Source organism: Streptomyces sp. NPDC088097, from assembly GCF_044741845.1.
In the GTDB taxonomy this organism is placed as follows: domain Bacteria; phylum Actinomycetota; class Actinomycetes; order Streptomycetales; family Streptomycetaceae; genus Streptomyces.
Genome location: NZ_JBIUTJ010000004.1, coordinates 444710 through 470639 on the forward strand (window position 1 = coordinate 444710; position 25930 = coordinate 470639).

Genomic DNA, 25930 nt, shown 5'->3' on the forward strand with positions numbered 1-25930 from the left:
TGCCGACATGACTCCACGACTCGACATGATCGGCCTGGTCGTCTCCGACATGGCCGCCTCGCTCGCCTTCTACCGGCACCTCGGCCTGGACGTCCCGGCCGAGGCCGCGTCCCTGCCCCACGTGGAGGCCGTCCTTCCCGGTGGGCTCCGGATCGCCTGGGACACCGAGGACACCGTGCGGTCCTTCCACCCCTCCTGGACCCCGCCCACCGGGAGCGGACGCCGGGAGCTGGCCTTCCGGTGCGACTCCCCCGCCGAGGTGGACTCGCTCTACGCGGCCCTGACCGAGGCGGGCCACGGCGGCCTGCTCGCGCCGTGGGACGCGGTCTGGGGGCAGCGCTACGCGGTGGTCCTGGACCCGGACGGCTGCGAGGTCTCCCTCTTCGCCCCGTCCGACGCGGACGCCTCCGAAGCGGCCCTGTAGGCGCCCAGGGTGGTCCCGGCCAGGGCGCGGACCTCGCGGGCGAGGTGCGGTTGGTCGGCGTACCCGGCGGCGTGGGCCACCTCGGCCTGCGGCAGTCCGCTCCGGGCCAGGGTCAGGGCCCGCTGGAGGCGCAGCACCCGGCCGAGGGTGCGGGGGCCGTACCCGAAGGCGTCGAGGGAGCGGCGGCGCAGCTGCCGTTCGCCGAGGCCGACGGCGTCGGCGATGCCGGCCACCGGCCGCCCGGCGCGCAGTGCGGCCACCACCCGCTCGATCAGCGGGTCGGGGGGCGCCGCGACGGCGGCCAGGGAGTCGGCCAGTGCTTCCAGTCCCGCGCGGGGGTCCCCGTACCCGGCGACCCTCTCGGCGAGGATCCGCACCCGGCGCTCGGGCCACAGGTCGGCCAGGTCCACGCGCAGGTCGCGCAGGGCGTGGGCCGGTACGCCGAGCAGCGCGGGCGCGGTCCCGGGGGCGAGGCGGAGTCCGGCGACGGCCCGGCCGGGGACCTCTCCGGCGGGGTGCGGTCCGGTGTCGGGGCCGGCGACCAGGAGGCGGCCCCGGGCCCAGAGGAGGTCGATGCACCCGTCGGGCAGCACGGCCTGCCCGGGGCCCTCGGCCCGCCAGAGCACGGCCCCCGCCACGACCGTCGACGGCGCTTCCTCGTACACACCGCCAGGCTACGACGCGTCCGCGACCTCCCGCCGGGCGGCCCCTACCCGGGCCCCGCGGTCCGTACCCCCCGGCCCTGCGGTCAGTGCTTGCGCAGGCGGGAGGAGTAGTCCTCCGGCGGCAGGAACTTCGACCAGCGCTCGGGGAACTCGGAGGGCATTCCGGCGTCCTCGTCGTCCTCGGACTCCCCCTCGGCCAGCGCCCGCCAGGCCGCCGCCCGCGCCACCAGTTGCGCGGCCTCGGCCTCCCGTACCCGCTCGTTGGCCTCGCGGGCCGCGGCGGTGGCCACCGAGGGCCAGACCCGGTCGATGGCGGCGTTGACGGCGGCGCCCACGAGCACCGCGAAGGCGGAGATGCCGATCCACAGCAGCACCGCCACGGGGGCGGCGAGGGAGCCGTAGATGGTCGGGCCCTCCACGGTGTTGGTCAGGTAGATCCGCAGCAGGAAGGAGCCCAGCACCCACATCGCGAGGGCCACGAGCGCGCCGGGCACGTCCTCGATCCACGGCGACCGCACGGGGACGGACACGTGGTAGAGGGTGGTGAGGAAGACGATGGAGAGCACGGTGACGGTCGGCCAGTAGAGGACCGCGATCAGCTCGGTCCCCCAGGGCACCAGCCGGACCACCGCGTCCGGGCCGACGACCATCAGCGGCAGCAGGATCGCCCCGACCACGAGGGCGATGACGTAGAGGAGGAAGGCGAGCAGCCGGGTCTTGACGATGCCCCGTTGCCCGTCGAGCCCGTACATGACGGTGATGGTGTCGACGAATACGTTGACGGCGCGGGAGCCCGACCAGAGGGCGAAGGCGAAGCCGAGGGAGATGAGGTCGGGCCGGCCGCGGCTGGTGACGTCGTCGAGCATCGGTTTCGCGATGTCGTTGACGCCCCGGTCGGACAGGACGGTGCCGACCGCGCGCAGGATGTTCTCCTCGATGCTGGCGACCGAATTGGTCTCCGTCCAGCCGTCCACGTAGCCCAGGAGGCCGAGCAGGCCGAGGAAGAGCGGGGGCAGCGACAGCAGGGTGAAGAAGGCCGCCTCGGCGGCGAGACCGAGGATCCGGTACTCGATGCACGAGTTGACGGTGTCTTTGAGGAGCAGCCAGGCCATCTTCCGCTTGGAGACGTTGCGGTAGAGGGCGCGGGCCCGGTGGAGCCGTCCTGGGATCCGCTCGGGTGTTTCTTTTGCTGGCTGCACGTCCTTACGGTATCCGCATGGCAGCCACCACCCACACAGTCAGCAACCAGGCCCCTCCTCTGGTCGGCCACGAGGTCTACCTCGGCGATCACGCCCTGCGCGAGGGGGTGGAGCGCCATCTGTCGGACGCGGCCCCCGAACTGCGCGAGGAGGTCGGGGAGGAACTCACGACGCTCGGGCGCGCCGCCGGCTCGGCGCAGGCCCAGGAGTGGGGTCGCCAGGCGAACGAGAATCCGCCGGTGCTGCGCACGCACGACCGGTACGGCAACCGGATCGACGAGGTCGAGTTCCATCCCGCCTGGCACCGGTTGCTCGGGCACGCGGTGACCTCGGGGCTCACCGACGCCTGGGGGCGTCCGGCCGGGCACCTGCGGCGCGCGGCGGGCTTCTTCGTGTGGTCGCAGGCGGAGGCCGGGCACGGCTGTCCGGTGTCGATGACGCACGCCGCGGTGCCGGCGTTGCGGGCCGATCCGGCGCTGGCCGCCGAGTGGGAGCCCCGGTTGACCTCGCACGTCTACGAGGAGGGCCTGCGCCCGGCGGCGCACAAGGGCGGGGTGCTCTTCGGGATGGGGATGACGGAGAAGCAGGGCGGGAGCGACGTCCGGGCGAACACCACCCGGGCCGTGCCCCTGGACGCCTCCGGGGAGTACCTCCTGACCGGGCACAAGTGGTTCTGCTCGGCGCCGATGAGCGACGGATTCCTGGTGCTGGCGCAGGCGCCCGGGGGGTTGACCTGCTTCCTCGTGCCGCGCGTGCTGGAGGACGGGACGCGCAACGTCTTCGGGATCCAGCGGCTGAAGGACAAGCTGGGCAACAAGTCGAACGCGTCGAGCGAGGTGGAGTTCGACGGGACCTGGGCGCGGCGGGTGGGAGAGGAGGGGCGCGGGGTGCGGACCATCATCGAGATGGTCGCGGCGACCCGGTTGGACTGCGTGATCGGTTCGGCCTCCTTGATGCGACAGGCGCTGACCCAGGCCGTCCACCACGCAGAGCACCGCTCTGCTTTCGGAGCGGTGCTCATCGACCAGCCGCTGATGCGCAACGTGCTCGCCGACCTCGCCCTGGAGTCGGAGGCGGCCACCGTGCTGACCCTGCGCCTCGCGGCCGCGTACGACGCCGGGACGGAGCAGGAGCGGGCCTTCCTGCGGCTCGCGGTGCCCGCCGCGAAGTACTGGGTGACCAAGCGGTGTACGCCGATGGTCGCCGAGGCCCTGGAGTGTCTGGGGGGCAACGGCTACGTGGAGGAGTCCGGGCTGCCGCGCCTGCTGCGCGAATCCCCGCTCAATTCGATCTGGGAGGGGTCGGGCAACGTCCAGGCCCTGGACGTGCTGCGGGCCCTCCAGCGGGAGCCGCAGGCGCTGCACGCGTTCCTCGGAGAGGTCGGACTGGCCCGGGGCGCCGACCACCGTCTGGACGCGGCGATCAAGGACCTGCTGACCGATCTGGCCGACCTGGACGGCATCGAGGCCCGGGCCCGGCGCGTGGTGGAGCGCATGGCGCTGGTGCTCCAGGGTTCGCTGCTGGTGCGGTGGGCCCCGCCGGCGGTGGCGGACGCGTTCTGCGCGTCGCGGTTGGGCGGTGACTGGGGCGCGGCCTTCGGGACGCTGCCGCACACCCTGGACCTGGGGGCGGTCGTGGCACGGGCGCGGATCACGGGGTGACCGTGGCACGGGCGCGGATCGCGGGTCGGGAGCGGTCCCCAAACCGTCCGGCACCGGGATCCGGGCCCGTAGTGGTGGGACCGGGGTGGCGCCGCGCCGACTCGGCACCACCCACGATCCGAGAAGCCCCGAGGAAGGAGCTGCACGCCGCTCGCGGCGTGGCGATAGTTTCGGTCGGGTGACCGGGGGTTGGCGAGAGTTGCATACCGTTGCAACCCTGCGGTCCTCGGATCGGAAGCCGCCCGTCGCGCGCGCCCGGGGAAGGGCGCGCACGGCGCGGCGGGCGGCTCGCGCAGTACGTCCTGTTCAGCACGGGGAGGTTCCGGTGGCCCACACCTCAGGCGGTACGGCCGATGTGGCCCGCATCTCGGCCATGGACGCGCGGCAGGCGGCGCGTCTGCTCAAGGGGGTACGGGCCGCCGCGCTGGCCGGGGACCGCCCGCCGACCGCGGTCCGTCCGGAGATCGCCGAGTCCTGGCGGCGGATGCTGGCGCGCGGGGTGCACCCCGACCGGGACGCCCGTTCGCGGCTGCTGTCGGCCGCCGAGACGGAGGAGCGGCGGCAGGTCTCGGTGCTGCGCGAGGTGCTCCCGATGCTGCGCGAGGGGCTGCTGCCCGCGCTGGACGAGGCCCTGCACATCATGGTCGTCGCCGACGCGGACGGCCGGTTGCTGTGGCGGGAGGGGCACCGCTCGATCCTGCGCAAGGCGGACCGGCTGGGCTTCGCGGTGGGGGCGGACTGGGCGGAGGGCGTGGTCGGCACCAACGGGGTGGGCACCGCCCTGGTGGCGCGGCGCCCCGTCCAGGTGTTCTCGGCGGAGCACTTCGTCTCCAGCCACCACGACTGGACCTGCGCCGGAGCCCCCGTGCACGACCCCCGTGACGGGCGGCTGCTGGGCGTGGTCGACGTGAGCGGACCCCTGGCCACCATGCACCCCGCGACGTTGGCCTGGGTCAGCTCGGTGGCCCGCCTCGCCGAGCGCGAGCTGCGGGTGCGCCACCTGGAGTCCCTGGAGCGGCTGCGCACCGTGGCGGCCCCGCTGCTGGCCCGGCTGCCCGGTCGGGCCGTCGCGGTGGACCCGCACGGCTGGACGGCGGCGGTGACGGGGCTGGCGCCGGCGGAGCGGGTCGCGCTGCCGAAGGCGCTCGCGGCGGGCCGGGTGTGGATCCCGCAGCTCGGCGAGTGCGTGGCGGAGCCGCTGCCCGGCGGTTGGCTGCTGCGGATCGCGCAGCCGCCGGCCGCGACGGGGGCCGTGAGCCGGGTCGTCCTGGACCTGAGCCGGCCGGGGGCGTGGTCGGCGACGGTGTACGGGGCCGCGGGCAGCTGGTCCCGGGAGTTGAGCCCGCGCCACGCGGAGCTGCTCTTCCTGCTGGCGGAGAGCCCGCGGGGGCGGTCGGCGGCCGAGCTGGCCGCGGAGGTGTTCGGGGACGCCGGCCGCACCGTGACGGTGCGCGCGGAGCTGTCCCGCGTCCGCCGCCACCTCGGCGGGGTGCTGGCCCACCGCCCGTACCGCTTCGCCGAGGACGTGGAGGTCGAGCTGATCCGGCCCCCGGACCCGGCGCGGCTGCTCCCCCACTCCACGGCGCCGGCGGTGATCCGGGCCCGCGTGGGTCCCGGCGGGCCCGGCGTGGTTCCCTGAACGGCATGAGCACCATCACCCTGACCACCTGGTCCCTCGAAATGTCCTCCCTCCAGGATCTGGTCCCGGCGGCCGCGCCCGGCCCCGAGGTGCGGATCGAGCGCGCGGAGGTCCCCTCGCCGGAGTTCAGCCGTTTCCTGTACGCCTCGGTGGGCGGCGACATCCACTGGACGGACCGGTTGTCGCTGACCCGCGCGCAGTGGGTGGAGCAGCTCGGGCGTCCCGGTGTGGAGACGTGGGTGGCGTACGACCGGGGCACCCCGGCGGGGTACGTGGAGCTGGACCCGCAGCCCGACGGCGTGGTCGAGATCATGTACTTCGGGCTGCTCCCCGACTTCCGGGGTCGGCGCATCGGCGGGCACCTCCTGACCTTCGGCGTGGAGCGCGCCTGGGACCTGGCCTCGCGCTGGCCCGAGGACCGGGAGCCGACCCGCCGGGTGTGGGTCCACACCTGCAGCCAGGACGGCCCGACGGCGATGGCCAACTACCAGCGGCGCGGGTTCCAGGTCTTCAGGACGCAGACCGAGGAGAAGCCCCTCACCCCCACCCCGGGGCCCTGGTCGGGCGCGTAGGCCGGCTCTTTCGGATCCGGTCCCCCCGGCCGGGAGGGAATCGGATCCGGCCACGCCCCCGGGCCCCGGGCCGGGCGACACGGCCGTGCGTTCCGGCCCGGCGGGGGCACCGCGGGTGGCGTGACGAGGGGGTCCGGGACCCCGCCCGTGCCCCGCGCGAGGAGCGCTCCCGCGTGACCCCGGTCACCCCGTCCCAAGATTCGGGACGAGTTCGTCCGCATCGTGGACAGTAGTGGACTCCTCCAATCGGCACATGACACGCTTCCGCCATGAATGGAGCTGGAATTGCCTTGGTGAGTCGACGACACGTCGACCTCGGCCGCATGTCCAGCGCCATCTGTCCGGCGCGCTGACGGAACCAGCCACCGCCGCACCCCGACCGCGTCCCCGCCACAGCGGACCCGTCGGGCCCCGTAAGCCCCTTGAAGGCCGAATACCGCCCTCCTCACCGGCAAAACCGGTCAAAGGGTGGCGATCTGCCGCACCTGCTCGAAGACGCCGGCGTGACAGGGGCTCGCCGCCGCTCTCCCCTGCCCTGCCTTGAGCCGTTGAAGAAGGACGTACCCCCCATGGCCGCCACTCCCGAAACGCCCGCAGCCGCACCCGCAGCCGCAGCGCGCCGCAAGACCGGTCGTCACCGCGGTGAGGGCCAGTGGGCCGTCGGACACCACACGCCCCTCAACGGCAACGAGCAGTTCAAGAAGGACGACGACGGTCTCAATGTGCGGGCGCGCATCGAGAACATCTACTCCAAGGCGGGCTTCGACTCGATCGACCCCAACGACCTGCGCGGCCGTATGCGCTGGTGGGGCCTCTACACCCAGCGCAAGCCCGGGATCGACGGCGGCAAGACCGCGATCCTGGAGCCGGAGGAGCTGGACGACAAGTACTTCATGCTGCGCGTCCGCATCGACGGCGGCCGGCTGACCACCGAGCAGCTCCGCGTCATCGGCGAGATCTCCGAGGAGTTCGCGCGCGGCACCGCCGACCTCACCGACCGCCAGAATGTGCAGTACCACTGGATCCGGATCGAGGACGTCCCCGAGATCTGGCGCCGCCTGGAGGCCGTCGGCCTGTCGACCACCGAGGCCTGCGGTGACACCCCCCGCGTGATCCTCGGCTCGCCCGTCGCCGGCATCGCCCGGGACGAGATCATCGACGGCACGCCCGCCATCGACGAGATCTACCGCCGCATCGTCGGCAACCCCGACTTCTCGAACCTGCCCCGCAAGTTCAAGTCCGCGATCTCCGGCTCGCCGCTGCTCGACGTGGCGCACGAGATCAACGACATCGCCTTCGTCGGCGTGAACCACCCCGAGCACGGCCCCGGCTTCGACGTCTGGGTCGGCGGCGGCCTCTCCACCAACCCCAAGCTCGGCGTGCGCCTGGGCACATGGGTCTCCCTCGACGAGGTCCCGGACGTCTACGAGGGCGTCATCTCGATCTTCCGCGACTACGGCTACCGCCGCCTGCGCACCCGCGCCCGGCTGAAGTTCCTCGTCGCCGACTGGGGCCCGGTCAAGTTCCGCCAGGTCCTGGAGGACGAGTACCTGGAGCGCAAGCTCACCGACGGCCCCGCGCCCGAGCAGCCCTCCGGCCAGTGGCGCGACCACGTCGGCGTCCACCAGCAGCAGGACGGCCTCTTCTACGTGGGCTTCGCGCCCCGCGTCGGCCGCGTGGACGGCGCCACCCTGACCAAGATCGCGGACGTGGCCGCGCGGCACGGCTCCGGCCGCCTGCGCACCACCGCCGAGCAGAAGATGATCGTGCTCGACATCGAGGCCGACCAGGTCGACTCCGTGGTCGCGGCCCTGGAGGCGCTGGACCTGCGGGTCAAGCCGTCCCCGTTCCGCCGCGGCACGATGGCCTGCACCGGCATCGAGTTCTGCAAGCTGGCCATCGTCGAGACGAAGGCGCGCGGCGCCTCGCTGATCGACGAACTGGAGCGCCGCCTGCCGGAGTTCGCCGAGCCGCTGACCATCAACATCAACGGCTGCCCGAACGCCTGCGCCCGCATCCAGGTGGCGGACATCGGTCTCAAGGGCCAGCTGGTCCTGGACGAGGACGGCAACCAGGTGGAGGGCTACCAGGTCCACCTGGGCGGCGCCCTCGGCCTGGAGGCCGGCTTCGGCCGCAAGGTCCGCGGCCTCAAGGTCACCGCGGCCGGTCTGCCCGACTACGTCGAGCGGGTCGTCACGCGCTTCCAGGACCAGCGCGAGGACGGCGAGCGCTTCGCCTCCTGGGTCACCCGTGCGAACGACGAGAGCCTGTCATGAGCGAGCGCGCCGCACCCTTCTACTGCCCGTACTGCGGCGACGAGGACCTCTTCCCCAACGAGGCCGGTCACGGCGCCTGGGAATGCAGGGCATGCAACCGAGCCTTCCAGCTGAAGTACCTCGGGCTGCTGGCCCGGGGCGTTCAGTCCAACGGACCCGGAGGCGAAGAGATATGACGACGGTTCAGGCAACCGGGACGGAAACCCTCAAGGAGCTGGCCGAGCGCGCGGGCCGCGACCTGGAGGACGCCTCCGCCCTGGAGATCCTCACCTGGGCGGCCGAGACCTTCGGCGCGAAGTTCTGCGTCACCTCCTCCATGGAGGACGCGGTGGTCGCCCACCTCGCCTCCCGCGCCTTCCCCGGCGTCGACGTGGTGTTCCTGGACACGGGCTACCACTTCGAGGAGACCATCGGCACCCGTGACGCGGTCGAGGCGGTGATGGACGTCAACGTCATCACGCTGAGCCCCCGCCGGACGGTGGCCGAGCAGGACGCCGAACACGGTCCGAAGCTCCACGACCGCGACCCCGACCTGTGCTGCGCGCTGCGGAAGGTCAAGCCCCTCGAAGAGGGACTGACCGCCTACGACGCCTGGGCGACCGGCCTGCGCCGCGACGAGTCCCCGACCCGGGCGAACACCCCGGTCGTCGGCTGGGACGAGAAGCGCCGCAAGGTGAAGGTCTCGCCGATCGCCCGCTGGACCCAGGACGACGTGGACGCGTACGTCGCCGAGCACGGCGTGCTCACCAACCCCCTCCTGATGGACGGTTACGCCTCGGTGGGCTGCGCTCCCTGCACCCGCCGCGTGGCGGAGGGCGAGGACGCCCGCGCCGGCCGGTGGGCCGGACGGGGCAAGACCGAGTGCGGACTGCACGGCTGATGACGACGCGCGAAGACCGCGAACGGCACGAAGACCTTACGGAGAAGAAGCAGATGAGCGTGAGCGACCAGGGCGCCACGGTGTGGCTGACCGGGCTGCCCAGCGCAGGGAAGACCACCATCGCCTACGCGCTGGCCGAACGGCTGCGCGACGAGGGACACCGGGTGGAGGTGCTCGACGGGGACGAGATCCGCGAGTTCCTCTCGGCCGGTCTCGGTTTCACCCGTGAGGACCGGCACACCAACGTGCAGCGGATCGGCTTCGTCGCCGAACTGCTCGCGAGCAACGGGGTCAAGGCCCTGGTGCCGGTGATCGCGCCGTTCGCCGACAGCCGCGAGGCCGTCCGCAAGCGGCACGCCACCGAGGGCACCACCTACCTGGAGGTGCACGTCGCGACCCCGGTCGAGGTGTGCTCCGAGCGGGACGTGAAGGGCCTGTACGCCAAACAGGCGGCGGGCGAGATCTCCGGTCTGACCGGGGTCGACGACCCGTACGAGGCGCCGGAGTCCCCGGACCTCCGTATCGAGTCGCACACGCAGACCGTGCGGGAGTCGGCCTCGGCCCTGCACGCGCTGCTCACCGAGAGGGGTCTGGCATGACCACCGCCGCACACCTGCACACCGATTCCGGTTCCGACGCGCCGTACGCGCTGTCGCACCTCGACGCCCTCGAATCGGAGGCCGTGCACATCTTCCGCGAGGTGGCGGGCGAGTTCGAGAAGCCGGTGATCCTCTTCTCCGGTGGCAAGGACTCCATCGTCATGCTCCACCTGGCGCTGAAGGCCTTCGCCCCGGCGCCGGTCCCCTTCACGCTGCTGCACGTGGACACCGGGCACAACTTCCCCGAGGTCCTGGAGTACCGCGACCGCACGGTGGCCGAGCACGGACTGCGCCTGCACGTGGCCTCCGTCCAGGAGTACATCGACGCCGGCAAGCTCCGCGAGCGCCCCGACGGCACCCGCAACCCGCTCCAGACCGTCCCCCTCACCGAGGCGATCCAGCGGCTCAGGTTCGACGCCGTCTTCGGCGGCGGTCGCCGCGACGAGGAGAAGGCCCGCGCCAAGGAGCGCGTGTTCTCCCTGCGCGACGAGTTCTCCCAGTGGGACCCCCGTCGCCAGCGCCCCGAACTGTGGCAGCTCTACAACGGCCGGCACGCCCCCGGCGAGCACGTCCGGGTCTTCCCGCTGTCCAACTGGACCGAGCTGGACGTGTGGCAGTACATCGCCCGCGAAGGCATCGAACTCCCGCAGATCTACTTCGCCCACGAGCGCGAGGTCTTCCTGCGCCACGGCATGTGGCTGACGGCCGGCGAGTGGGGCGGCCCCAAGGAGGGCGAGGTCCCCGAGACCCGTCTGATCCGCTACCGCACGGTGGGGGACATGTCCTGCACCGGCGCCGTGGACTCCGACGCCACCAGCCTCGACGCGGTCATCACCGAGATCGCCGCCTCCCGCCTCACCGAGCGGGGCGCCACCCGCGCCGACGACAAGATGTCCGAGGCCGCGATGGAAGACCGCAAGCGCGAAGGGTACTTCTAAGATGACCAGCACCACCGAGCAGGGCGCCGGCCTGGCCGACCTCGCCGCCACCACCCTGCTGCGCTTCGCGACCGCCGGTTCCGTCGACGACGGCAAGTCCACCCTGGTGGGACGGCTCCTGCACGACTCCAAGTCGGTCCTGACCGACCAGTTGGAGGCCGTGGAGGCCGCCTCGGCCAAGCGCGGACAGGACACGCCCGACCTCGCCCTCCTCACCGACGGCCTGCGTGCCGAGCGCGAGCAGGGCATCACCATCGACGTGGCCTACCGCTACTTCGCGACCACCCGGCGCCGGTTCATCCTCGCCGACACCCCCGGGCACGTGCAGTACACCCGCAACATGGTCACCGGTGCCTCCACCGCCGACCTCGCGGTGGTCCTCGTCGACGCCCGCAACGGCGTCATCGAGCAGACCCGCCGGCACGCGGCCGTCGCCGCCCTGCTGCGCGTCCCGCACGTGGTCCTCGCCGTCAACAAGATGGACCTGGTCGAGTACCGGGAGTCCGTCTTCGCGAAGATCGCCGAGGAGTTCACGGCCTACGCCTCCGACCTCGGCGTCCCGGAGATCACCGCGATCCCGATCTCGGCCCTGGCCGGGGACAACGTGGTCGAGCCGTCCGCGAACATGGACTGGTACGGCGGCCCGACGGTGCTGGAGCACCTGGAGACGGTCCCCGTCAGCCACGACCTGACGGCCTGCCCGGCCCGCTTCCCGGTCCAGTACGTGATCCGCCCCCAGTCGGCGGAGCACCCGGACTACCGCGGCTACGCCGGCCAGATCGCCTCCGGCGTGCTGCGCGTCGGCGAGGCCGTCACCGTCCTGCCGTCCGGCCGCACCAGCACCATCGCGCGCATCGACGCGCTCGGCCAGAGCGTGGACATCGCCTGGGCCCCCCAGTCGGTGACCCTGCGCCTCAAGGACGACATCGACATCTCGCGCGGCGACCTGATCGCGCCGTCCGCGAGCACGCCGGCCACCACGCAGGACGTCGTCGCGACGGTCTGCCACGTGGCCGACCAGCCCCTGGTCGTGGGCGCGCGGGTGCTGATCAAGCACACGACGCGCACGGTCAAGGCCATCGTCAAGGAGATCCCCTCGCGGCTGACCCTCGACGACCTGTCCCAGCACCCGAACCCCGGGCAGCTGGTGGCCAACGACATCGGCCGCGTCGTCGTCCGCACCGCCGAGCCCCTCGCGCTCGACGCGTACGCCGACTCGCGCCGCACCGGATCGTTCCTGCTGATCGATCCGGCCGACGGAACCACCCTGGCGGCGGGCATGGCGGGCGAGTCCTTCGCCTCCCAGGCCCAGACCACCGTCCAGGCGGACGAAGAGGGATGGGACTTCTGACCATGCTTCCCGACATCTACTCGACCTTCGCGAAGGAGGGCGGCCGCGTGGGCAGCGGCGCCCTCGGCAGCGGCCAGGGAGGGGTGGCGCGATGTGCGCGATGACGTACGCGCACTGCCTGCGCGCCCACTCCCCCCACCAGCCGTACCCGTCCCCGCTCCATAGACGAAGACCCGCGTCATGACGCCATGACGCTTCGAGAGGAAGTCCTCCCGTGCCTGCCACCGGTACCCGCACCACCCTGCGCCGCAGCATCGTCGCCGCTGCCGCCCTGCCGCTCCTGATCGGCGCCCTCGCCTCCTGCGGCTACGGCTCCGAGGCCAAGAAGGACGAGCCCAAGGACGCCTCGCCCGCCGCGGCGGCCGACGGCGCCAAGAAGCTCTCCGCCTCCGAGGTCCGCATCGGGTACTTCCCGAACCTGACCCACGCGACCGCTCTGGTCGGCCTCCAGGAAGGCCTGATCGAGAAGGAACTGAACGGCACCAAGGTCAAGCCGCAGTCCTTCAACGCCGGCCCGTCCGAGATCGAGGCCCTCAACGGCGGCTCTCTCGACATCGGCTTCATCGGCCCCTCGCCGTCGATCAACGGTTACGTGAAGTCCAAGGGCTCCAACCTCCGCATCATCTCCGGGTCCGCCTCGGGCGGCGTCAAGCTGGTCGTGAACCCGGACAAGATCAAGACCCTGGACGACCTCAAGGGCAAGAAGATCGCCACCCCGCAGAAGGGGAACACGCAGGACGTCGCGTTCCTCAACTGGATCGCCGAGAAGGGGTGGAAGGTCGACCCGGAGTCCGGCAAGGGTGACGTCTCCGTCGTCCGCACGGACAACAAGGTCACCCCGGACGCCTTCAAGCAGGGCTCCATCGACGGCGCCTGGGTGCCGGAGCCGACCGCTTCCAAGCTCGTCTCCGACGGCGGAACCGTCCTCCTCGACGAGACCGCCCTGTGGCCCGACAAGAAGTTCGTGATCACGAACATCATCGTGTCGCAGAAGTTCCTCAAGGAGCACGCGGACGTGGTCGAGGCCGTGCTGAAGGGCACGGTCAAGACCAACGAGTGGATCAACGCCAACCCCGACAAGGCGAAGGCCTCCGCCAACGCCAAGCTCGCGGCGGACAGCGGCAAGCCCCTCGACGCGAAGGTCATCGACCCGGCCTGGACGAGCATCCTCGTCACCGACGACCCGCTGGCCTCCACCCTCAAGACGGAGTCCGACTGGGCGGTCAAGGCCAAGCTCATCGAGCAGCCCGACCTGGCCGGCATCTACGACCTCTCGCTCCTGAACAAGGTGCTGAAGGCCGCCGGCAAGCCCGAGGTCTCCGACGCCGGTCTCGGCGCCAAGTAAGTCCGTAGATCAGCAACCCAGGAGGTGACGACCATGGCCACCACGCTCGCCAAGGCTGCCGAGGGCACCACCGCGGAGCGGCACCAGCACGCCGCCCGCATCGAGCACGTCTCGAAGTCCTTCTCCGGCCCGGCCGGATCGCAGCTCGTCCTGGACGACATCAGTCTCGATGTCGCTCCCGGCGAGTTCGTCACCATCCTGGGCGCCTCGGGGTGTGGCAAGTCCACCCTGCTCAACCTGGTCGCCGGCCTGGACAAGCCGTCCGCGGGGTCGATAGAGACCCCCGGCGGCCGGCCGGCGCTCATGTTCCAGGAGCACGCCCTCTTCCCGTGGCTGACCGCGGGCAAGAACATCGAACTGGCCCTGCGCCTGCGCGGGGTCGCCAAGGCCGACCGCAAACCGGAGGCCGAACGACTGCTGGAACTGGTCCGCCTCGGCGGCGCGTACGGCAAGCGCGTCCACGAGCTCTCCGGCGGCATGCGCCAGCGCGTCGCGCTCGCCCGGGCCCTGGCCCAGGACAGCCGACTGCTGCTCATGGACGAGCCCTTCGCCGCCCTCGACGCCATCACCCGCGACGTGCTGCACGGCGAACTCACCCGCATCTGGGCCGAGACCGGGCTGTCCGTCCTCTTCGTCACGCACAACGTGCGCGAGGCCGTCCGCCTCGCCCAGCGCGTGGTCCTGCTCTCCTCCCGCCCCGGTCGGGTCGCGAAGGAATGGACCGTGGACATCACCCAGCCGCGCCGCATCGAGGACGCGGACGTGGCCGAGCTGTCCCTAGAGATCACTGAACACCTGCGTGGGGAGATCCGCCGCCATGGCCAGCACTGACACCACCCCGAAGGCCGCGGCCAAGAACGACGACCTGGCCGGCCTGGAGGCCGGACTCGACGCGCTCGACGCGGTCCAGACCCACCGCACCTCCTTCCGCGAGTTCTTCACCAAGAAGACGCTGCCCCCGCTGCTGGCCGTCGGTCTCGTGCTGGTCGTGTGGCAGGTGCTCGTCTCGATGAAGGTCGCCGACGAGACCAAGCTGCCCGCGCCGTCCGCGGTCTGGGACAGCCTCTCCGAGATGTGGGCCAAGGGCACCCTGCTCGACATCATCTGGACCAGCGTGTCGCGCGGTCTGCTCGGCTTCCTGCTGGCCCTCGCCATCGGCACCCCGCTCGGCCTGCTCGTCGCCCGGGTGAAGTTCGTCCGCGCCGCGATCGGCCCGATCCTCCAAGGCCTTCAGTCCCTGCCCTCGGTGGCCTGGGTGCCGCCGGCGGTCCTCTGGTTCGGCCTCAACGACGCCATGATGTACACGGTGATCCTGCTCGGCGCCGTCCCGTCCATCGCCAACGGCCTCGTCTCCGGCATCGACCAGATCCCGCCGCTGTTCCTGCGCGCCGGACGCACCCTGGGCGCCACCGGCCTGCGCGGTGCCCGACACGTGGTCATGCCCGCCGCGCTGCCCGGCTACCTGGCCGGCCTCAAGCAGGGTTGGGCGTTCTCCTGGCGCTCCCTGATGGCCGCCGAGATCATCGCCAGCTCCCCCGACCTGGGCCTGGGCCTGGGCCAGTTGCTGGAGAACGGCCGCAACAACATCGACCTGCCCGGCGTGTTCCTCGCGATCCTGCTGATCCTCGTGGTCGGCATCGCCATCGACCTGCTGATCTTCAGCCCGGTCGAGCGGTGGGTGCTGCGCAGCCGCGGCCTGCTGGTCAAGAGCTGAGTTCCGTGTCCCGCGCCCTTCTGGTCATCGCCCACGGCAGCCGCGACCCGCGGCACGCGGCGACCGTGCACGCCCTCGTCGGGCGGGCGCGGGCGCTGCGGCCGGGGCTCCGGGTGGAGACCGCCTTCCTGGACTTCAACGCCCCGACCGTCCCCCAGGCCCTGGCCTCGCTGTACCTGTCCGGCGTACGGGAGGTCGTGGCCCTTCCGCTGCTGCTGACCCGGGCCTTCCACGCCAAGGCGGACATCCCGGCGGTGCTCGCCGAGTCCACGTCCCGACTGCCGGGCCTCGCGGTCCGCGTGGCGGACGTGCTCGGACCGTCGCCGCTGTTGGTGTCGGCCCTGGAGCGGCGCCTGACCGAGGCCGGAGTCGGCCTCACCCCGGCGGAGCGCGCCGGCACCGGTGTGGTGCTCGCGTCCGCCGGATCCTCGGACCCGGAGGCGATCGCAGTGATCGCTGAAATCGCGCGGGAGTGGCGGCACACCGGTTGGTGCGCCGTGCGGCCTGCGTTCGCCTCCGCTGCTCTTCCCCGTACGGAGGACGCCGTACGGGCCCTGCGGGCCGAGGGCGTCGAACGGATCGTCGTCGCCCCGTACGTGATCGCCCCCGGCCGGCTCCCGGACCGGATCGCGGCCGGCGCCGCGGAGTCGGGAGCGGACGCGGTGGCCGGTGTCCTGGGCGCCGCCCCGGAACTGGCCCGCCTCCTCCTCCTCCGCTACGACGCGTCCCTCTGCGCCCCGGCCCGCCTCCCGGCCCTGTCGGCCTGAGCGCGGCTCTCGGACGGCCTAGCCCCGGGACTCCGCCTCGTCGGCGAGGGCCGTCAGGTCGGCGATGGACATCGCGCCCGGCGGGAGGGACTCCCGCGCGAAGATGTTCGCGGCGTGCCGGAGCACCTCGTTGACCGGGGTCGCCACCCCGTGCAGCCGGCCCAGCAGGGCGATCTCCCCGTTGAGGTAGTCGGCCTCCACCGAGCCCGTTCCGCGCGCCAGGCTCTGCCAGGAGGAGCCGCCCCGCACTCCGGCGGGCTGGAGGACCTTGCCCTCGCGGGCCGCCGCCTGTTCGGCCTCCGGGGTGTGATCGATGCCGGCCGCGTCGTAGACGGCTTCCGCCTCGGCGATGGCCCGCAGCAGCAGGGTCTCCTTCGCCGGGTCCGGTTCGGGGCCGGTGGTCGCCTGGACGGCGTTGCCCAGGTTCCCGAGCAGCTTGGCGTACTTCCAGCGCATCACGTCCTCGACGACGGGCGCGCCGAAGCCGGCCGCCTCCAGGTCGGCGGCGACCTCCCTGATCCGCCGGTCGGCGCCGCCGGTCGCGCGCCCCAGATGCAGGATCCCCGTCAGCGGGGCGCACAGCGCGGAGACGGTGCCCGGCTCCAGGAAGGTGGAGGGCAGCCAGACGCACACCCCGTACACGCGCGCGAAGCGCCGTAGGGCCATGCGTTCGCTCTCCACGCCGTTCTGCGCGCAGAGCAGCGGCAGGCGTTGGGCCGCCGTGCCGCCGCCCGCGACCTCCGCGTCACCCCAGGCGTCGAGCGCGGCCACCGCGTCCTGGGTCTTCACCGTGAGCAGCAGGACGTCGTCCGGGCGCAGTTCGCCGAGTTCGGCGGGTCCGGCGACGACCGGGAGCCGGTGGACACGGGTCCCGTCGGCGGTGGTCAGGCTGAGACCGTCAGCCTTCAGCGCCTCGGCGTGCGCGCCGCGCGCGACGAGGATGGTGTCGCGGCCCGCCTCGGCGAGCCTGCCCCCGATGGCCGCGCCGATCGCGCCGGCGCCGATGATGATGTATCGCATGACCCGAGCCTGGCACAGCCGCGGCGGTGTTCCCCGGTCGGGTCGACGGGCGGACGGTGGAGCGGGCGGGGTGGGCGGGCGGCGAGGGCGGGCCGCGGCTCAGGGGCTGTCGGGCCCGGTGAGTTCGACGAGTTTGACGACCGTGTTCCAGTTGCGGGTGGTCACGTCGAACCCCTTGACCACGGCCGGCCTGGCCAGGGCCTCGCCCAGTTTGGAGCGGCCCAGGCCGTCGGGGGCGTAGAGGTAGACGACGCGGTCGCCGAGGCGGAACTCCTCGGGGAGGAATCCCGTCCCGCCGAGGGCGGCGAAGCGCTCCGCGCCGGGTTGCGCGGAGAAGAAGGTGGCGTGGAGCTGCCTGCCCTCCAGTTCGGCGGCGGGGAAGGGGCAGGCGTCGGCGACGGCCCGCAGGTAGGCGGCCTCGACGACCAGGCAGGGCACCCGGAAGCCGAAGTGGGCCTCGATGGCCGCCTCCAGTTCACGGGCGAGGGCGTCCGGGTCGGTCCGGGCACTGGCGAAGACGGCGTTGCCGCTCTGCAGGTAGGTCCGCACCCCCGCGTGGCCGAGCCCTTCCAGGACGGTGCGCAGCTCGGCCATCGGGACCTTCTTGTTCCCGCCGACGTTGATGCCGCGCAGCAGGGCCGCGTACTTCTTGTCGCTCGTCATGGCCGCACCCTAAGGGCCGCCTGTGACAGCTCGGCTTCGATGAGGTCGGCGGCCAGGGGGGCGCCGCCCTCGGTGGCGGTCCGCTCGCGGAGGGCGGCGGCGCGCGGGGCGGTGGCGGGGTCGGCGAGGAGTTCCAGGACGGCCGTGCGCAGGGTGTCGGCGTCGGCCTCCTCCATGGGGACGTGTCGGGCCACGCCGAGGGAGACCAGCATCTCGGCGTTGCCGAACTGGTCGACGGCCTGGGGGACGGCGACCATCGGGGTGCCGGTGGCGAGGCCCTCCTGACTGCCGCCGGCGCCCGCGTGTGTGAGGAAGGCGTCTGCCTTGCCGAGGATGTCGAGCTGGGGGACCCGGCGGTGGACCTCGGCGTTGGCGGGGATCTCGCCGAGGTCCGCCCGGTCGGTGGAGCGGCCGATCTGGAGGACGACGTACCAGTCGGGGTCGTCGCGGAAGGCGTCCAGGCAGGCCCGGTAGAAGGCGGGTCGCCGGGTGAAGGTGGAGCCGAGGGAGACGAGGAGCAGTTTCCGGCCCTCGGCGGCCGGCGGCCGTTCCCAGGTGCCCTGGGTGGCGCTGCGGTCTCCCTGGCAGGCGCCGACGAAGGTGTGGACGTCGAGGTCGACCCGGTCGGCGTGCGGTTGGAGGGCGCTCGGGATGAGGACGATGCTGCGGCGGGGTCGGCCGACGAAGCGGTCGGAGTCGTCCTCGATGCCGTTCTCGTCGAGCCAGGTCCGGAAGCGGGCGAGGTGGTCCCGGCCGCGTTCGCTCGCGCGCAGGGCGGCGGTCATGGGGGCGCCGACCTCCTCCTCGTAGCCGGTCCAGGCGACGAGGTTCGGGGAGAGGGAGACGGCGGGGACGCCCCAGCGGCGGGCCAGGACGATCGCCGGGTAGGAGGTGATGTCGTGCAGGACGAGGTCGGGCTCGTCGCCCTCGAAGGCGGCGGCGAGTTGGGGGAGGGCCTGGATCGCGTCGTCGAGGAAGGGTGCGAGCTGGTCGACGAGTTCGGTGCCCCAGGCGTCTGGGTCGTCCTCGGTGGGGAGGGTGGAGGTCCAGACGACGGGGGTGGCTCCGGTCTCGGCGACGAGGTCGGCGTAGCCGGCGGGGATCGCGTAGCTGACGCGGTGGCCGCGGGCGACGAGTTCCCGGATCACCTCGATGCTCGGGTTGACGTGGCCGGCGGCGGCGATGGAGAACATGGCGATGTGGGCGGGTTCGGCAGGGGTCATGTCTCCAGGTTAACGAGACGAGACGTCTCGTGCACGTCTTTTACGTACGTCCCCGCGCCCCTCCTCCCCCGGGGCGCCGCCGGCGGCCCCTCGGGATGCGAGACTGACCCGCACCACGAAGATCGACGGACCAGGGACGAGACGGACGGCATGGACGAGGCACGGGCCAGGGACGTACTGCAGGAGGCGGGCCTCGACGAGCCCGCCGAGCTGCTCGCCTTCGGGGAGAACGCCGTCTTCGCCGTCGGGGACCTGGTGGTGAAGGTCGGCCGGGAAGCCGGGCTGTTGGAGCGGGCCGAGCGGGAGCTCGCCGTCGCCGGCTGGCTCGCGGACGCCGGGATCCCCGCCGTCCGCGCGGCCGAGCCCGACCCCCGGTTGGTGGCGGGACACCCGCTGACCCTGTGGCACCGGCTCCCCGGAGCCGTCCGCCCGGCCGGCCCCGAGGACCTCGCGGCGCTGCTGCGGCCCCTGCACGCGCTGCCCGCCCCGCCCTTCGCGCTGCCCGCGCGCGACCTCCTCGGCGGGGTCGAGCGCTGGCTCCGCCTCGCCGGGGACCACGTCGACCCGAGGGACGCCGCGTACCTGCGCGACCGGCGCGACGCCTACGCCGGCGAAGTGGCCGCCCTCGTCCCGCGCCTGGCCCCGGGCGTGATCCACGGCGACGCCCTGCCGCGCAACGTCCACGTGGGCCCCGACGGGCCGGTCCTGATGGATCTGGAAACCGTCGCGGGCGACCTGCGCGAGCACGACCTCGTGGTGATGGCGCTCTCCCGCGACCGCTACGGACTGCCCGCCGCCGCCTACGAGGCCTTCACCGACGGCTACGGGTGGGACGTGCGCGAGTGGGACGGCTGCGCGGTGCTCCGCGGCGCCCGGGAGACGGCGAGCTGCGCCTGGGTCTCCCAGCACGCGCCGTCCAACCCGAAGGCACTGGCCGAGTTCCGCCGCCGGGTGACCTCGCTGCGCGACGGGGACACCGAGACGCGCTGGCACCCCTTCTGACGGCCCGAGGGGTCGGCGCCCGCTAGGTCGGCCCCTGCGGGGTCGGCACCTGCGGGGTCAGCGCCTGCGGGGTATGAGCGGCCAGGACGGTTCGACGACCGTCGTCGGGTCCGCGGTGCGTCGCAGGTAGGCCTGGAGGGAGACCGACTGCTCGGCCGCCGCCCGCACCTGGAGGTCGTGCAGGTCCGTGAGCGCCATCGCGGCCACCGGCCGGTGGCGGGCTCCCATGCTCCGCACCACCCTGGCCGCGGCCACGGCGTCGGCCCGCGCGTCGTGCGCGTCGTCGAGCGACACCCCGTAGTGGTCACACAGCGCGTACAGGGCCCGCTTGCCCTTGCGGTACTTGTCCACGTGCTTGTCGATCACCAGCGGGTCGATCACGGGCGCCGGCACGCCGCCCAGCCGCTCGCTGACCGACGCCACCCCGTGCCTGCCGCACTCCCGGTCCAGGAGCGACAGGTCGTAGCGCGCGTTCATCACCACCAGGGGCGTGCCGCGGCGCAGCCCCTCGGCCACGGCCGCCGCGATCTCCTCGATCGCGGCTGCGGCCGGCGCCCCGTGCGCGCGGGCGTGCTCCGTCGAGATGCCGTGGATCGCCGACGCCTGTTCGGGTATCGCCACTCCGGGATCGAGCAGCCAGGTCCGCTCCCCCGCGACGGCTCCGTCGGGGCCCAACCGCACCACCGCCGCCGTCACGATCCGGTCGGTCTCGACGTCGGTGCCCGTCGTCTCCAGGTCGAAGGCCATCAGCGGTCCGCTGATCCAGCTCATCTCCGGGCCGCCCGTCCCACGGCCCCGACGGTCGTCCGCCGGTCGGCCCCGCTCCGCGTTCCCCCGTACCACGCCTCCATGACGCGCCCCTCCCCCGTATATCCGGTCAACGCGTTTCAGCCTGCCACGGGCCACTGACACCGGGTGGAGGCGCCCCCCTCCCCGGCTACGGGGCGGATGCCGGCGGCGCCGTCAGGACACCGGCCGGGAGTCCTCCCAGACCGACTCGAACTCCTCGCGGTAGGTCGGGAAGAGCCCGTGCTCGGAGTCCTTGGACGCCCGGCGCCCGCCCCCGCGCAGCACCAGCACCGGGGCCTCCATGCCGCGGGCCCGACGCAGGTAGGACTGGACCACGGCGATCCCGGAGGACTCCCCCTCCACCAGGTAGGCGGTGAAGCGCGGGGTCTCGTCGAAGACGTGGATGTCGAAGCGCGAGGGGTCCTTCAGGCCCGCCCGGACCCGGCGCACGTGCAGGATGTTCATCTCCACCGACCGGCTGAGCTCGCCCTTGCGCAGCCCCAGCTCGCGCTCGCGGCGCTTGACGGCGCTGCTGGCCGGGTTCAGGAACAGCAGCCGCACCCGACAGCCCGCCTCGCTGAGGCGTACGAGTCTTCGCCCGGAGAAGTTCTGCACCAGCAGGTTGAGGCCTATGCCGATGGCGTCGAGCCGCCGCGCGCCCCCGAAGAGGTCCTCCGCCGGAAGCATCCGCTGCAGCCGCACCCGATCGGGGTGGACGGAGATGACATCCGCGTACCGGTCGCCCACGAGGCCCTCGACGGCGTCGATCGGCAGCCGGTCCGCGGCCGGGCTGCCCGCGCCCGCCCCCAGCACCTCCAGCAGCCGCGCGGAGGCCCGCTCGGCCTGCTCCAGCACGGGGCGGGACAGGGCGCGGTTGCGGGAGACGACGTTGCGGGTGACCTCCAGCTCGTCGAGGGCCAGCTCGATCTCGCGGCGGTCGTCGAAGTACGGCTCGAAGCAGGGCCAGTGTTGGACCATCAGCTCACGCAGCTGCGGGAGCGTCAGGAAGCTCAGCACGTTGTCGTCGGCGGGGTCGAGGAGGTAGCCCTTGCGCCGGCTGACCTCGCGGACGGCCACCGCCCGCTGCACCCACTCCTGCCCGGCGGGCCCGGCCGCCGCGACCACCCAGTCGTCCCCGCCGTGCACCGGCTCGTAGACCGGGCGCAGGACGGCGCCGACCACGGATCTCAGCCGCTGTTCGATGAGATTCAGCCAGATGTACGCACGTCCCGCGCGCTGGGCCCGCGTCCGGACCTCGCTCCAGGCGTCCGCGCCCCAGTCCAGCTCGGCTCCGGCCCGCGCGTCCTCGGCCGCCGGCGGGGCCAGTGACACCGCACCCGCCGCCAACGCACCCGGCGCACCGCCCGGATCCCCGACAGGGGTCTCCGCCGAGCCACCCTCGTGACCGCTGTCACCAGGGGGCAGCTCCAGACCTCCCGAGCTCACCCGTGCACCGCCTTCTGCGTCTGGACGCCCGTCTCCAGTGATCACGGAAGGGTACTCCGCGCACACGCCCCGATGCAGCCCGAAGTGGGGCGAGCCCCCGGTCCGATGGTCCGTCGACCCATTATGTGATGCGCAGACAGTCCACTGAGCCGACTGTCGGGTCTCCGGGTCACCCGGTAGGAGCATCCCAAGTCCGCGCGTGCGAGCCCCCTTTCGGGGAAGATCTGATGTGACGCGTTCCGCGCCGGATCGAGCCGGACCAGGATGGGAAGAGTCGTTATCTATGCAGGTCTGGCCGGGACAGGCGTATCCACTGGGTGCCACGTACGACGGCGCCGGGACCAATTTCGCGGTGTACTCCGAGGCCGCGCGCCGCATCGAGCTGTGCCTTCTGCACGACGACGGCTCGGAGACCGCCGTCGAACTGCGCGAGACGGACGCGTTCGTCCGGCACGCCTACCTGCCCGGGATCATGCCGGGTCAGCGCTACGGGTTCCGCGTGCACGGACCCTACGAGCCCGAGCACGGGCTGCGCTGCAACGCGGCGAAGCTGCTGCTGGACCCGTACGCGCGGGCCGTCAGCGGGAAGGTCGACTGGGGCGAGCAGGTCTACGGCTACCACTTCGGCCGGCCCGACTCGCGCAACGACCTCGACTCGGCGCCGCACACGATGAGTTCGGTCGTGGTGAACCCGTACTTCGACTGGGCCAACGACCGGCCGCCGCGGCACGAGTACCACCACACGGTGCTCTACGAGGCGCACGTCAAGGGTCTGACCATGCGTCACCCCGACCTTCCGGAGGAGCTGCGGGGCACCTACGGGGCCCTCGCGCACCCGGCGGTCATCGGGCACCTCACCAAGCTCGGGGTGACGGCGCTGGAGCTGATGCCGGTCCACCAGCACGTCAACGACCACCGCCTGGCCAACGACGGGCTGAGCAACTACTGGGGCTACAACACCATCGGCTTCTTCGCCCCGCACAACGGCTACGCCTCCGGCGACCGGGGCCAGCAGGTGCTGGAGTTCAAGTCGGCGGTGCGGGCCCTGCACGAGGCGGGGATCGAGGTGATCCTGGACGTGGTCTACAACCACACCGCCGAGGGCAACCACCTGGGGCCCACCCTCTCCTTCCGGGGGTTGGACAACGCTTCGTACTACCGGCTCGCGGACGATCCCCGGCACTACATGGACACCACCGGCACCGGCAACTCCCTGCTGATGCGCTCCCCGCACGTGCTCCAGCTGATCATGGACTCGTTGCGGTACTGGGTGACCGAGATGCACGTGGACGGCTTCCGCTTCGACCTCGCGGCCACCCTGGCGCGGCAGTTCCACGAGGTGGACCGCTTGTCCTCCTTCTTCGACCTGGTCCAACAGGACCCGGTGGTCAGCCAGGTGAAGCTGATCGCGGAGCCCTGGGACCTGGGCGAGGGCGGCTACCAGGTGGGCAACTTCCCCCCGCTGTGGACCGAATGGAACGGCAAGTACCGCGACACCGTGCGGGACATGTGGCGCGGACAGCCGCGTACGCTCGCCGAGTTCGCGGGCCGGCTGACGGGCTCCTCCGACCTCTACCAGGACGACGGGCGGCGCCCGCTCGCCTCCATCAACTTCACCACCTGCCACGACGGCTTCACCCTGAACGACCTCGTCTCCTACAACGACAAGCACAACGAGGCCAATCGGGAGGGCAATCGGGACGGCGAGACCCACAACCGCTCTTGGAACTGCGGGGTCGAGGGGCCGAGCGAGGACCCGGAGGTGGTGGAGCTGCGCGAGCGCCAGATGCGCAACTTCATCGCCACGCTGATGCTGTCGCAGGGCGTGCCCATGCTCAGCCACGGCGACGAGTTCGCCCGCTCCCAGGGCGGCAACAACAACGCCTACTGCCAGGACAACGAGCTGTCCTGGGTGAACTGGCCCGACCCGGGCAAACCGGCTCCGGGGTTGCTGGAGTTCACCCGGCGGATGGTGTGGCTGCGCCGTGACCACCCGGTCTTCCGGCGGCGCCGGTTCTTCCACGGGCGGCCGGTGGAGGGCACGCACGACGAGCTGTCGGACATCGCCTGGTTCACCCCGCACGGCGAGGAGATGCGGGCCCGGGACTGGCAGGCGCAGCACGCGAAGGCGCTGACCGTGTTCCTGAACGGGGAGGCGATCTCCGAGCCCGGCACCCGGGGCGAGCGGATCACCGACGATTCGTTCCTGCTCATGTTCAACGCGGGCGCCGAGCCGCAGGACTTCACCGTCCCGGCCGGGCACGGCACGCGGTGGCGCCTGGTCGTGGACACGGCGAGATCGGACGTACTGCCACCCGGTACCGGACCGCAGTTCGCGGCCGGTGACCGGGTGGCTCTGACAGGGCGGTGTCTGGTGGTGCTTCAGCGGCCGGCGTAGGCCCCCGTCCCTTCGGCGGCCGGCGCCTCCCCGAGGGCCGGGGAGGCGGCCTGCTGCGCGGGGATGAAGGGCTTGGCCGCCCGGGGGCGGGTGGACGGCACCTTCGTGACGAGCGCGAGGGTCAGGCACAGCGCGGCCGCCCCGACCGCCACGGCGAAGGCCCCGCCGGGTCCGTAGGACTCGGCGAGCCGCCCGGACACGGCCAGGGCGGCGGCCTGGCCGGCCACCAGGGAGCTGGCGGCGAACGCCATCGACTCGGCGAGCCGGGCGGGCTCCACCACGCGCTCGGTGAGCGCGAAGGCGGTGATCAGGTGCGGGGCGTAGGCGGCCCCGAGGACGGTGACCACCACGTACAACGGCCACAGGGTCTCGGTGAACAGCAGCGGCACCGACAGGACCAGCGCCGCGGCGGTGGCCACCCGCCAGCGCAGCCGCAGCCCGAAGCGGGCGGGCAGCGCCCCGAGCGCGAGGCCCACGGCCGCGCTGACCACGCCCATGGCGGCGTAGACGATCCCGGCCTGTCCGGGCACCCCCAACTGGGCGGTGAGCGAGGCGATGCCGGCCTGACAGGCGCCGAACATGGCGCCCTGGAGGGCGAGCGAGCCGCGGACGGCGTGCACCACGCGCGGCTGACGGACCCGGGCCCGCGCCCCCCGTTCCCGCGCGGGCGCACCGGCCGTGACGGCGGCCGTCGGGTGCAGCGCGTAGGCGGAGGCGAAGACGGCGACGAGGGCCGCGGCCCCTCCGAGGGCGACGGCGGGGTGCGCGATCAGCGCGGCGAGCCCGACGAGGGCGGGGCCGAAGACGAAGGAGACCTCGTCCAGGGTCCCTTCGAGCGAGTGCACCGCGCCCACCACGCTCTCGTCGGCCTTCGCGCGGTGCGCGAGGGCCACGGAACGGGTCCGGGCGAGGGGCCCGATCAGCGGCACGGAGGCGCCGGTGACGGCTCCGATCGCGGCGAGCGGGACGGTCGCGAGGCCCCCGAGGGCCCCGGCGACGAGCGCGGCGGTGGCGACGGCGTTGACCGCCGCGGCGGCGAGTACGACGGGACGCTGCCCGTACCGGTCGGCGAGCCGGCCGAGGACGGGTCCGAAGACCACCTGGCCGGCGGAGAGGACGCCGCCGACGATCCCCGCGGTGGCGAGGGAGCCACTGGTCTCGGCGACCAGGAGAACACTGCCGAACTGGGACATCGCGACGGGCAGTCGGGCGAAGAACGAGACGAGCGGGAGAAGGGGCCCGGTGAGGGCGATGACTTTTCTATAGGTGTTGACGGTTCCAACCACTTGATCAACACTAACGCGGCGGAGTCACCCGTATGCATTGGGTAATGGCACGGAATCCGGCAGGCTGGGTACG

General features: G+C 72.6%; 24 protein-coding genes and 1 pseudogene. 17 read left to right on the plus strand and 8 right to left on the minus strand.

Annotation, left to right across the window (positions count from 1 at the left end; genetic code table 11):
* Positions 1 to 7 precede the first annotated feature (7 nt).
* Positions 8 to 424: a VOC family protein gene (locus ACIOD1_RS15915; RefSeq protein ID WP_401902751.1), complete on the plus strand. Its 417-nt coding sequence runs from the start codon at positions 8 to 10 to the stop codon at positions 422 to 424.
* Here ACIOD1_RS15915 and ACIOD1_RS15920 read toward each other — a convergent pair.
* Both ACIOD1_RS15920 and ACIOD1_RS15925 read right to left on the minus strand, forming a co-directional pair.
* Positions 340 to 1089: a helix-turn-helix domain-containing protein gene (locus ACIOD1_RS15920; protein ID WP_401902753.1), complete on the minus strand. Its 750-nt coding sequence runs from the start codon at positions 1087 to 1089 to the stop codon at positions 340 to 342. The two genes, ACIOD1_RS15915 and ACIOD1_RS15920, sit on opposite strands and share 85 nt — an antisense overlap.
* Positions 1090 to 1172: 83 nt before the next feature.
* On the minus strand, positions 1173 to 2288 hold the full coding sequence (locus ACIOD1_RS15925) for a YihY/virulence factor BrkB family protein (protein WP_365616742.1): 1116 nt from the start codon (positions 2286 to 2288) through the stop codon (positions 1173 to 1175).
* A gap of 17 nt (positions 2289 to 2305) precedes the next feature.
* Here ACIOD1_RS15925 and ACIOD1_RS15930 point away from each other — a divergent pair, with 17 nt between their 5' ends.
* The 14 genes from ACIOD1_RS15930 (at position 2306) to ACIOD1_RS15995 (ending at position 16030) form a co-directional block, all read left to right on the plus strand.
* The gene (locus ACIOD1_RS15930) at positions 2306 to 3949 is read left to right on the plus strand and encodes an acyl-CoA dehydrogenase family protein (protein ID WP_401902755.1); all 1644 of its coding nucleotides are present in this window, start codon (positions 2306 to 2308) and stop codon (positions 3947 to 3949) included.
* Between the two features lie 373 nt (positions 3950 to 4322).
* The gene (locus ACIOD1_RS15935; protein WP_365616873.1) at positions 4323 to 5588 is read left to right on the plus strand and encodes a GAF domain-containing protein; all 1266 of its coding nucleotides are present in this window, start codon (positions 4323 to 4325) and stop codon (positions 5586 to 5588) included.
* A gap of 5 nt (positions 5589 to 5593) precedes the next feature.
* Positions 5594 to 6160: a GNAT family N-acetyltransferase gene (locus tag ACIOD1_RS15940; protein WP_365616738.1), complete on the plus strand. Its 567-nt coding sequence runs from the start codon at positions 5594 to 5596 to the stop codon at positions 6158 to 6160.
* Between the two features lie 269 nt (positions 6161 to 6429).
* Positions 6430 to 6513, plus strand: a complete 84-nt coding sequence (locus ACIOD1_RS15945; RefSeq protein ID WP_312847410.1) for a putative leader peptide — start codon at positions 6430 to 6432, stop codon at positions 6511 to 6513.
* A gap of 216 nt (positions 6514 to 6729) precedes the next feature.
* Positions 6730 to 8436, plus strand: coding sequence for a nitrite/sulfite reductase (locus ACIOD1_RS15950; RefSeq protein WP_365616736.1), 1707 nt, complete (start codon positions 6730 to 6732; stop codon positions 8434 to 8436).
* Positions 8433 to 8612 (plus strand): hypothetical protein, encoded by a 180-nt coding sequence (locus tag ACIOD1_RS15955; RefSeq protein WP_365616734.1) that lies wholly within the window; start codon positions 8433 to 8435, stop codon positions 8610 to 8612. The genes ACIOD1_RS15950 and ACIOD1_RS15955 overlap by 4 nt, the downstream gene beginning before the upstream one ends.
* The gene (locus ACIOD1_RS15960) at positions 8609 to 9316 is read left to right on the plus strand and encodes a phosphoadenylyl-sulfate reductase (RefSeq protein WP_401902757.1); all 708 of its coding nucleotides are present in this window, start codon (positions 8609 to 8611) and stop codon (positions 9314 to 9316) included. Before ACIOD1_RS15955 ends, ACIOD1_RS15960 begins: the two co-directional genes overlap by 4 nt.
* Positions 9316 to 9915, plus strand: a complete 600-nt coding sequence (gene cysC / locus ACIOD1_RS15965; RefSeq protein ID WP_365616730.1) for an adenylyl-sulfate kinase — start codon at positions 9316 to 9318, stop codon at positions 9913 to 9915. Before ACIOD1_RS15960 ends, cysC begins: the two co-directional genes overlap by 1 nt.
* Positions 9912 to 10853, plus strand: coding sequence for a sulfate adenylyltransferase subunit CysD (cysD, locus tag ACIOD1_RS15970; RefSeq protein WP_365616728.1), 942 nt, complete (start codon positions 9912 to 9914; stop codon positions 10851 to 10853). Before cysC ends, cysD begins: the two co-directional genes overlap by 4 nt.
* Position 10854: 1 nt before the next feature.
* Entirely contained in the window at positions 10855 to 12204 is a 1350-nt protein-coding gene (locus ACIOD1_RS15975) for a sulfate adenylyltransferase subunit 1 (protein ID WP_401902762.1), read from the plus strand.
* 214 nt (positions 12205 to 12418) lie between these two features.
* Positions 12419 to 13549, plus strand: a complete 1131-nt coding sequence (locus ACIOD1_RS15980; protein ID WP_401902765.1) for an aliphatic sulfonate ABC transporter substrate-binding protein — start codon at positions 12419 to 12421, stop codon at positions 13547 to 13549.
* Positions 13550 to 13582: 33 nt separating this feature from the next.
* The gene (locus tag ACIOD1_RS15985; RefSeq protein ID WP_365616722.1) at positions 13583 to 14380 is read left to right on the plus strand and encodes an ABC transporter ATP-binding protein; all 798 of its coding nucleotides are present in this window, start codon (positions 13583 to 13585) and stop codon (positions 14378 to 14380) included.
* Entirely contained in the window at positions 14367 to 15263 is an 897-nt protein-coding gene (locus ACIOD1_RS15990) for an ABC transporter permease (protein ID WP_365616720.1), read from the plus strand. Before ACIOD1_RS15985 ends, ACIOD1_RS15990 begins: the two co-directional genes overlap by 14 nt.
* A gap of 5 nt (positions 15264 to 15268) precedes the next feature.
* Positions 15269 to 16030 carry a sirohydrochlorin chelatase gene (locus ACIOD1_RS15995; RefSeq protein ID WP_365616718.1) on the plus strand — a complete coding sequence of 254 codons (762 nt, stop codon included), beginning with the start codon at positions 15269 to 15271 and terminating at the stop codon, positions 16028 to 16030.
* 18 nt (positions 16031 to 16048) lie between these two features.
* Here ACIOD1_RS15995 and ACIOD1_RS16000 read toward each other — a convergent pair whose 3' ends face one another.
* From ACIOD1_RS16000 to ACIOD1_RS16010, 3 genes and pseudogenes are all read right to left on the minus strand, one after another.
* Positions 16049 to 17050, minus strand: coding sequence for a 2-dehydropantoate 2-reductase N-terminal domain-containing protein (locus tag ACIOD1_RS16000; protein WP_365616716.1), 1002 nt, complete (start codon positions 17048 to 17050; stop codon positions 16049 to 16051).
* A gap of 99 nt (positions 17051 to 17149) precedes the next feature.
* The gene (locus ACIOD1_RS16005) at positions 17150 to 17713 is read right to left on the minus strand and encodes a DUF1697 domain-containing protein (protein WP_401902771.1); all 564 of its coding nucleotides are present in this window, start codon (positions 17711 to 17713) and stop codon (positions 17150 to 17152) included.
* Positions 17710 to 18971 (minus strand): annotated as a pseudogene (locus ACIOD1_RS16010) (macrolide family glycosyltransferase). Before ACIOD1_RS16010 ends, ACIOD1_RS16005 begins: the two are co-directional and overlap by 4 nt.
* Positions 18972 to 19086: 115 nt before the next feature.
* On the opposite strand from ACIOD1_RS16010, the gene ACIOD1_RS16015 reads away from it, so the two are divergent.
* Positions 19087 to 19938 carry an aminoglycoside phosphotransferase family protein gene (locus tag ACIOD1_RS16015; protein WP_365616710.1) on the plus strand — a complete coding sequence of 284 codons (852 nt, stop codon included), beginning with the start codon at positions 19087 to 19089 and terminating at the stop codon, positions 19936 to 19938.
* Between the two features lie 57 nt (positions 19939 to 19995).
* Here the strand turns inward: ACIOD1_RS16015 and ACIOD1_RS16020 are convergent, their stop codons facing one another.
* Both ACIOD1_RS16020 and ACIOD1_RS16025 read right to left on the minus strand, forming a co-directional pair.
* On the minus strand, positions 19996 to 20709 hold the full coding sequence (locus ACIOD1_RS16020; protein ID WP_365616708.1) for an exonuclease domain-containing protein: 714 nt from the start codon (positions 20707 to 20709) through the stop codon (positions 19996 to 19998).
* Between the two features lie 192 nt (positions 20710 to 20901).
* On the minus strand, positions 20902 to 22173 hold the full coding sequence (locus tag ACIOD1_RS16025) for an SAV2148 family HEPN domain-containing protein (RefSeq protein WP_365616706.1): 1272 nt from the start codon (positions 22171 to 22173) through the stop codon (positions 20902 to 20904).
* 283 nt (positions 22174 to 22456) lie between these two features.
* Here ACIOD1_RS16025 and glgX point away from each other — a divergent pair, with 283 nt between their 5' ends.
* Positions 22457 to 24571, plus strand: coding sequence for a glycogen debranching protein GlgX (gene glgX / locus ACIOD1_RS16030; protein ID WP_365616704.1), 2115 nt, complete (start codon positions 22457 to 22459; stop codon positions 24569 to 24571).
* On the opposite strand, the gene ACIOD1_RS16035 is transcribed toward glgX, so the two are convergent.
* The gene (locus ACIOD1_RS16035; RefSeq protein ID WP_365616702.1) at positions 24556 to 25857 is read right to left on the minus strand and encodes an MFS transporter; all 1302 of its coding nucleotides are present in this window, start codon (positions 25855 to 25857) and stop codon (positions 24556 to 24558) included. The two genes, glgX and ACIOD1_RS16035, sit on opposite strands and share 16 nt — an antisense overlap.
* Between the last annotated feature and the right edge of the window lie 73 nt (positions 25858 to 25930).

Excerpts from the sequence above, each read along its gene's own strand:
- ACIOD1_RS15915 (WP_401902751.1), top strand. The coding sequence starts at position 8 with ATGACTCCACGACTCGACATGATCGGCCTGGTCGTCTCCGACATGGCC.
- ACIOD1_RS15930 (WP_401902755.1), top strand. The coding sequence starts at position 2,306 with ATGGCAGCCACCACCCACACAGTCAGCAACCAGGCCCCTCCTCTGGTC.
- ACIOD1_RS15935 (WP_365616873.1), top strand. The coding sequence starts at position 4,323 with ATGGACGCGCGGCAGGCGGCGCGTCTGCTCAAGGGGGTACGGGCCGCC.
- ACIOD1_RS15940 (WP_365616738.1), top strand. The coding sequence starts at position 5,594 with ATGAGCACCATCACCCTGACCACCTGGTCCCTCGAAATGTCCTCCCTC.
- ACIOD1_RS15945 (WP_312847410.1), top strand. The coding sequence starts at position 6,430 with ATGAATGGAGCTGGAATTGCCTTGGTGAGTCGACGACACGTCGACCTC.
- ACIOD1_RS15950 (WP_365616736.1), top strand. The coding sequence starts at position 6,730 with ATGGCCGCCACTCCCGAAACGCCCGCAGCCGCACCCGCAGCCGCAGCG.
- ACIOD1_RS15955 (WP_365616734.1), top strand. The coding sequence starts at position 8,433 with ATGAGCGAGCGCGCCGCACCCTTCTACTGCCCGTACTGCGGCGACGAG.
- ACIOD1_RS15960 (WP_401902757.1), top strand. The coding sequence starts at position 8,609 with ATGACGACGGTTCAGGCAACCGGGACGGAAACCCTCAAGGAGCTGGCC.
- cysC (WP_365616730.1), top strand. The coding sequence starts at position 9,316 with ATGACGACGCGCGAAGACCGCGAACGGCACGAAGACCTTACGGAGAAG.
- cysD (WP_365616728.1), top strand. The coding sequence starts at position 9,912 with ATGACCACCGCCGCACACCTGCACACCGATTCCGGTTCCGACGCGCCG.
- ACIOD1_RS15975 (WP_401902762.1), top strand. The coding sequence starts at position 10,855 with ATGACCAGCACCACCGAGCAGGGCGCCGGCCTGGCCGACCTCGCCGCC.
- ACIOD1_RS15985 (WP_365616722.1), top strand. The coding sequence starts at position 13,583 with ATGGCCACCACGCTCGCCAAGGCTGCCGAGGGCACCACCGCGGAGCGG.
- ACIOD1_RS15990 (WP_365616720.1), top strand. The coding sequence starts at position 14,367 with ATGGCCAGCACTGACACCACCCCGAAGGCCGCGGCCAAGAACGACGAC.
- ACIOD1_RS16000 (WP_365616716.1), bottom strand. The coding sequence starts at position 17,050 with ATGCGATACATCATCATCGGCGCCGGCGCGATCGGCGCGGCCATCGGG.
- ACIOD1_RS16005 (WP_401902771.1), bottom strand. The coding sequence starts at position 17,713 with ATGACGAGCGACAAGAAGTACGCGGCCCTGCTGCGCGGCATCAACGTC.
- ACIOD1_RS16015 (WP_365616710.1), top strand. The coding sequence starts at position 19,087 with ATGGACGAGGCACGGGCCAGGGACGTACTGCAGGAGGCGGGCCTCGAC.
- ACIOD1_RS16020 (WP_365616708.1), bottom strand. The coding sequence starts at position 20,709 with ATGAGCTGGATCAGCGGACCGCTGATGGCCTTCGACCTGGAGACGACG.
- glgX (WP_365616704.1), top strand. The coding sequence starts at position 22,457 with ATGCAGGTCTGGCCGGGACAGGCGTATCCACTGGGTGCCACGTACGAC.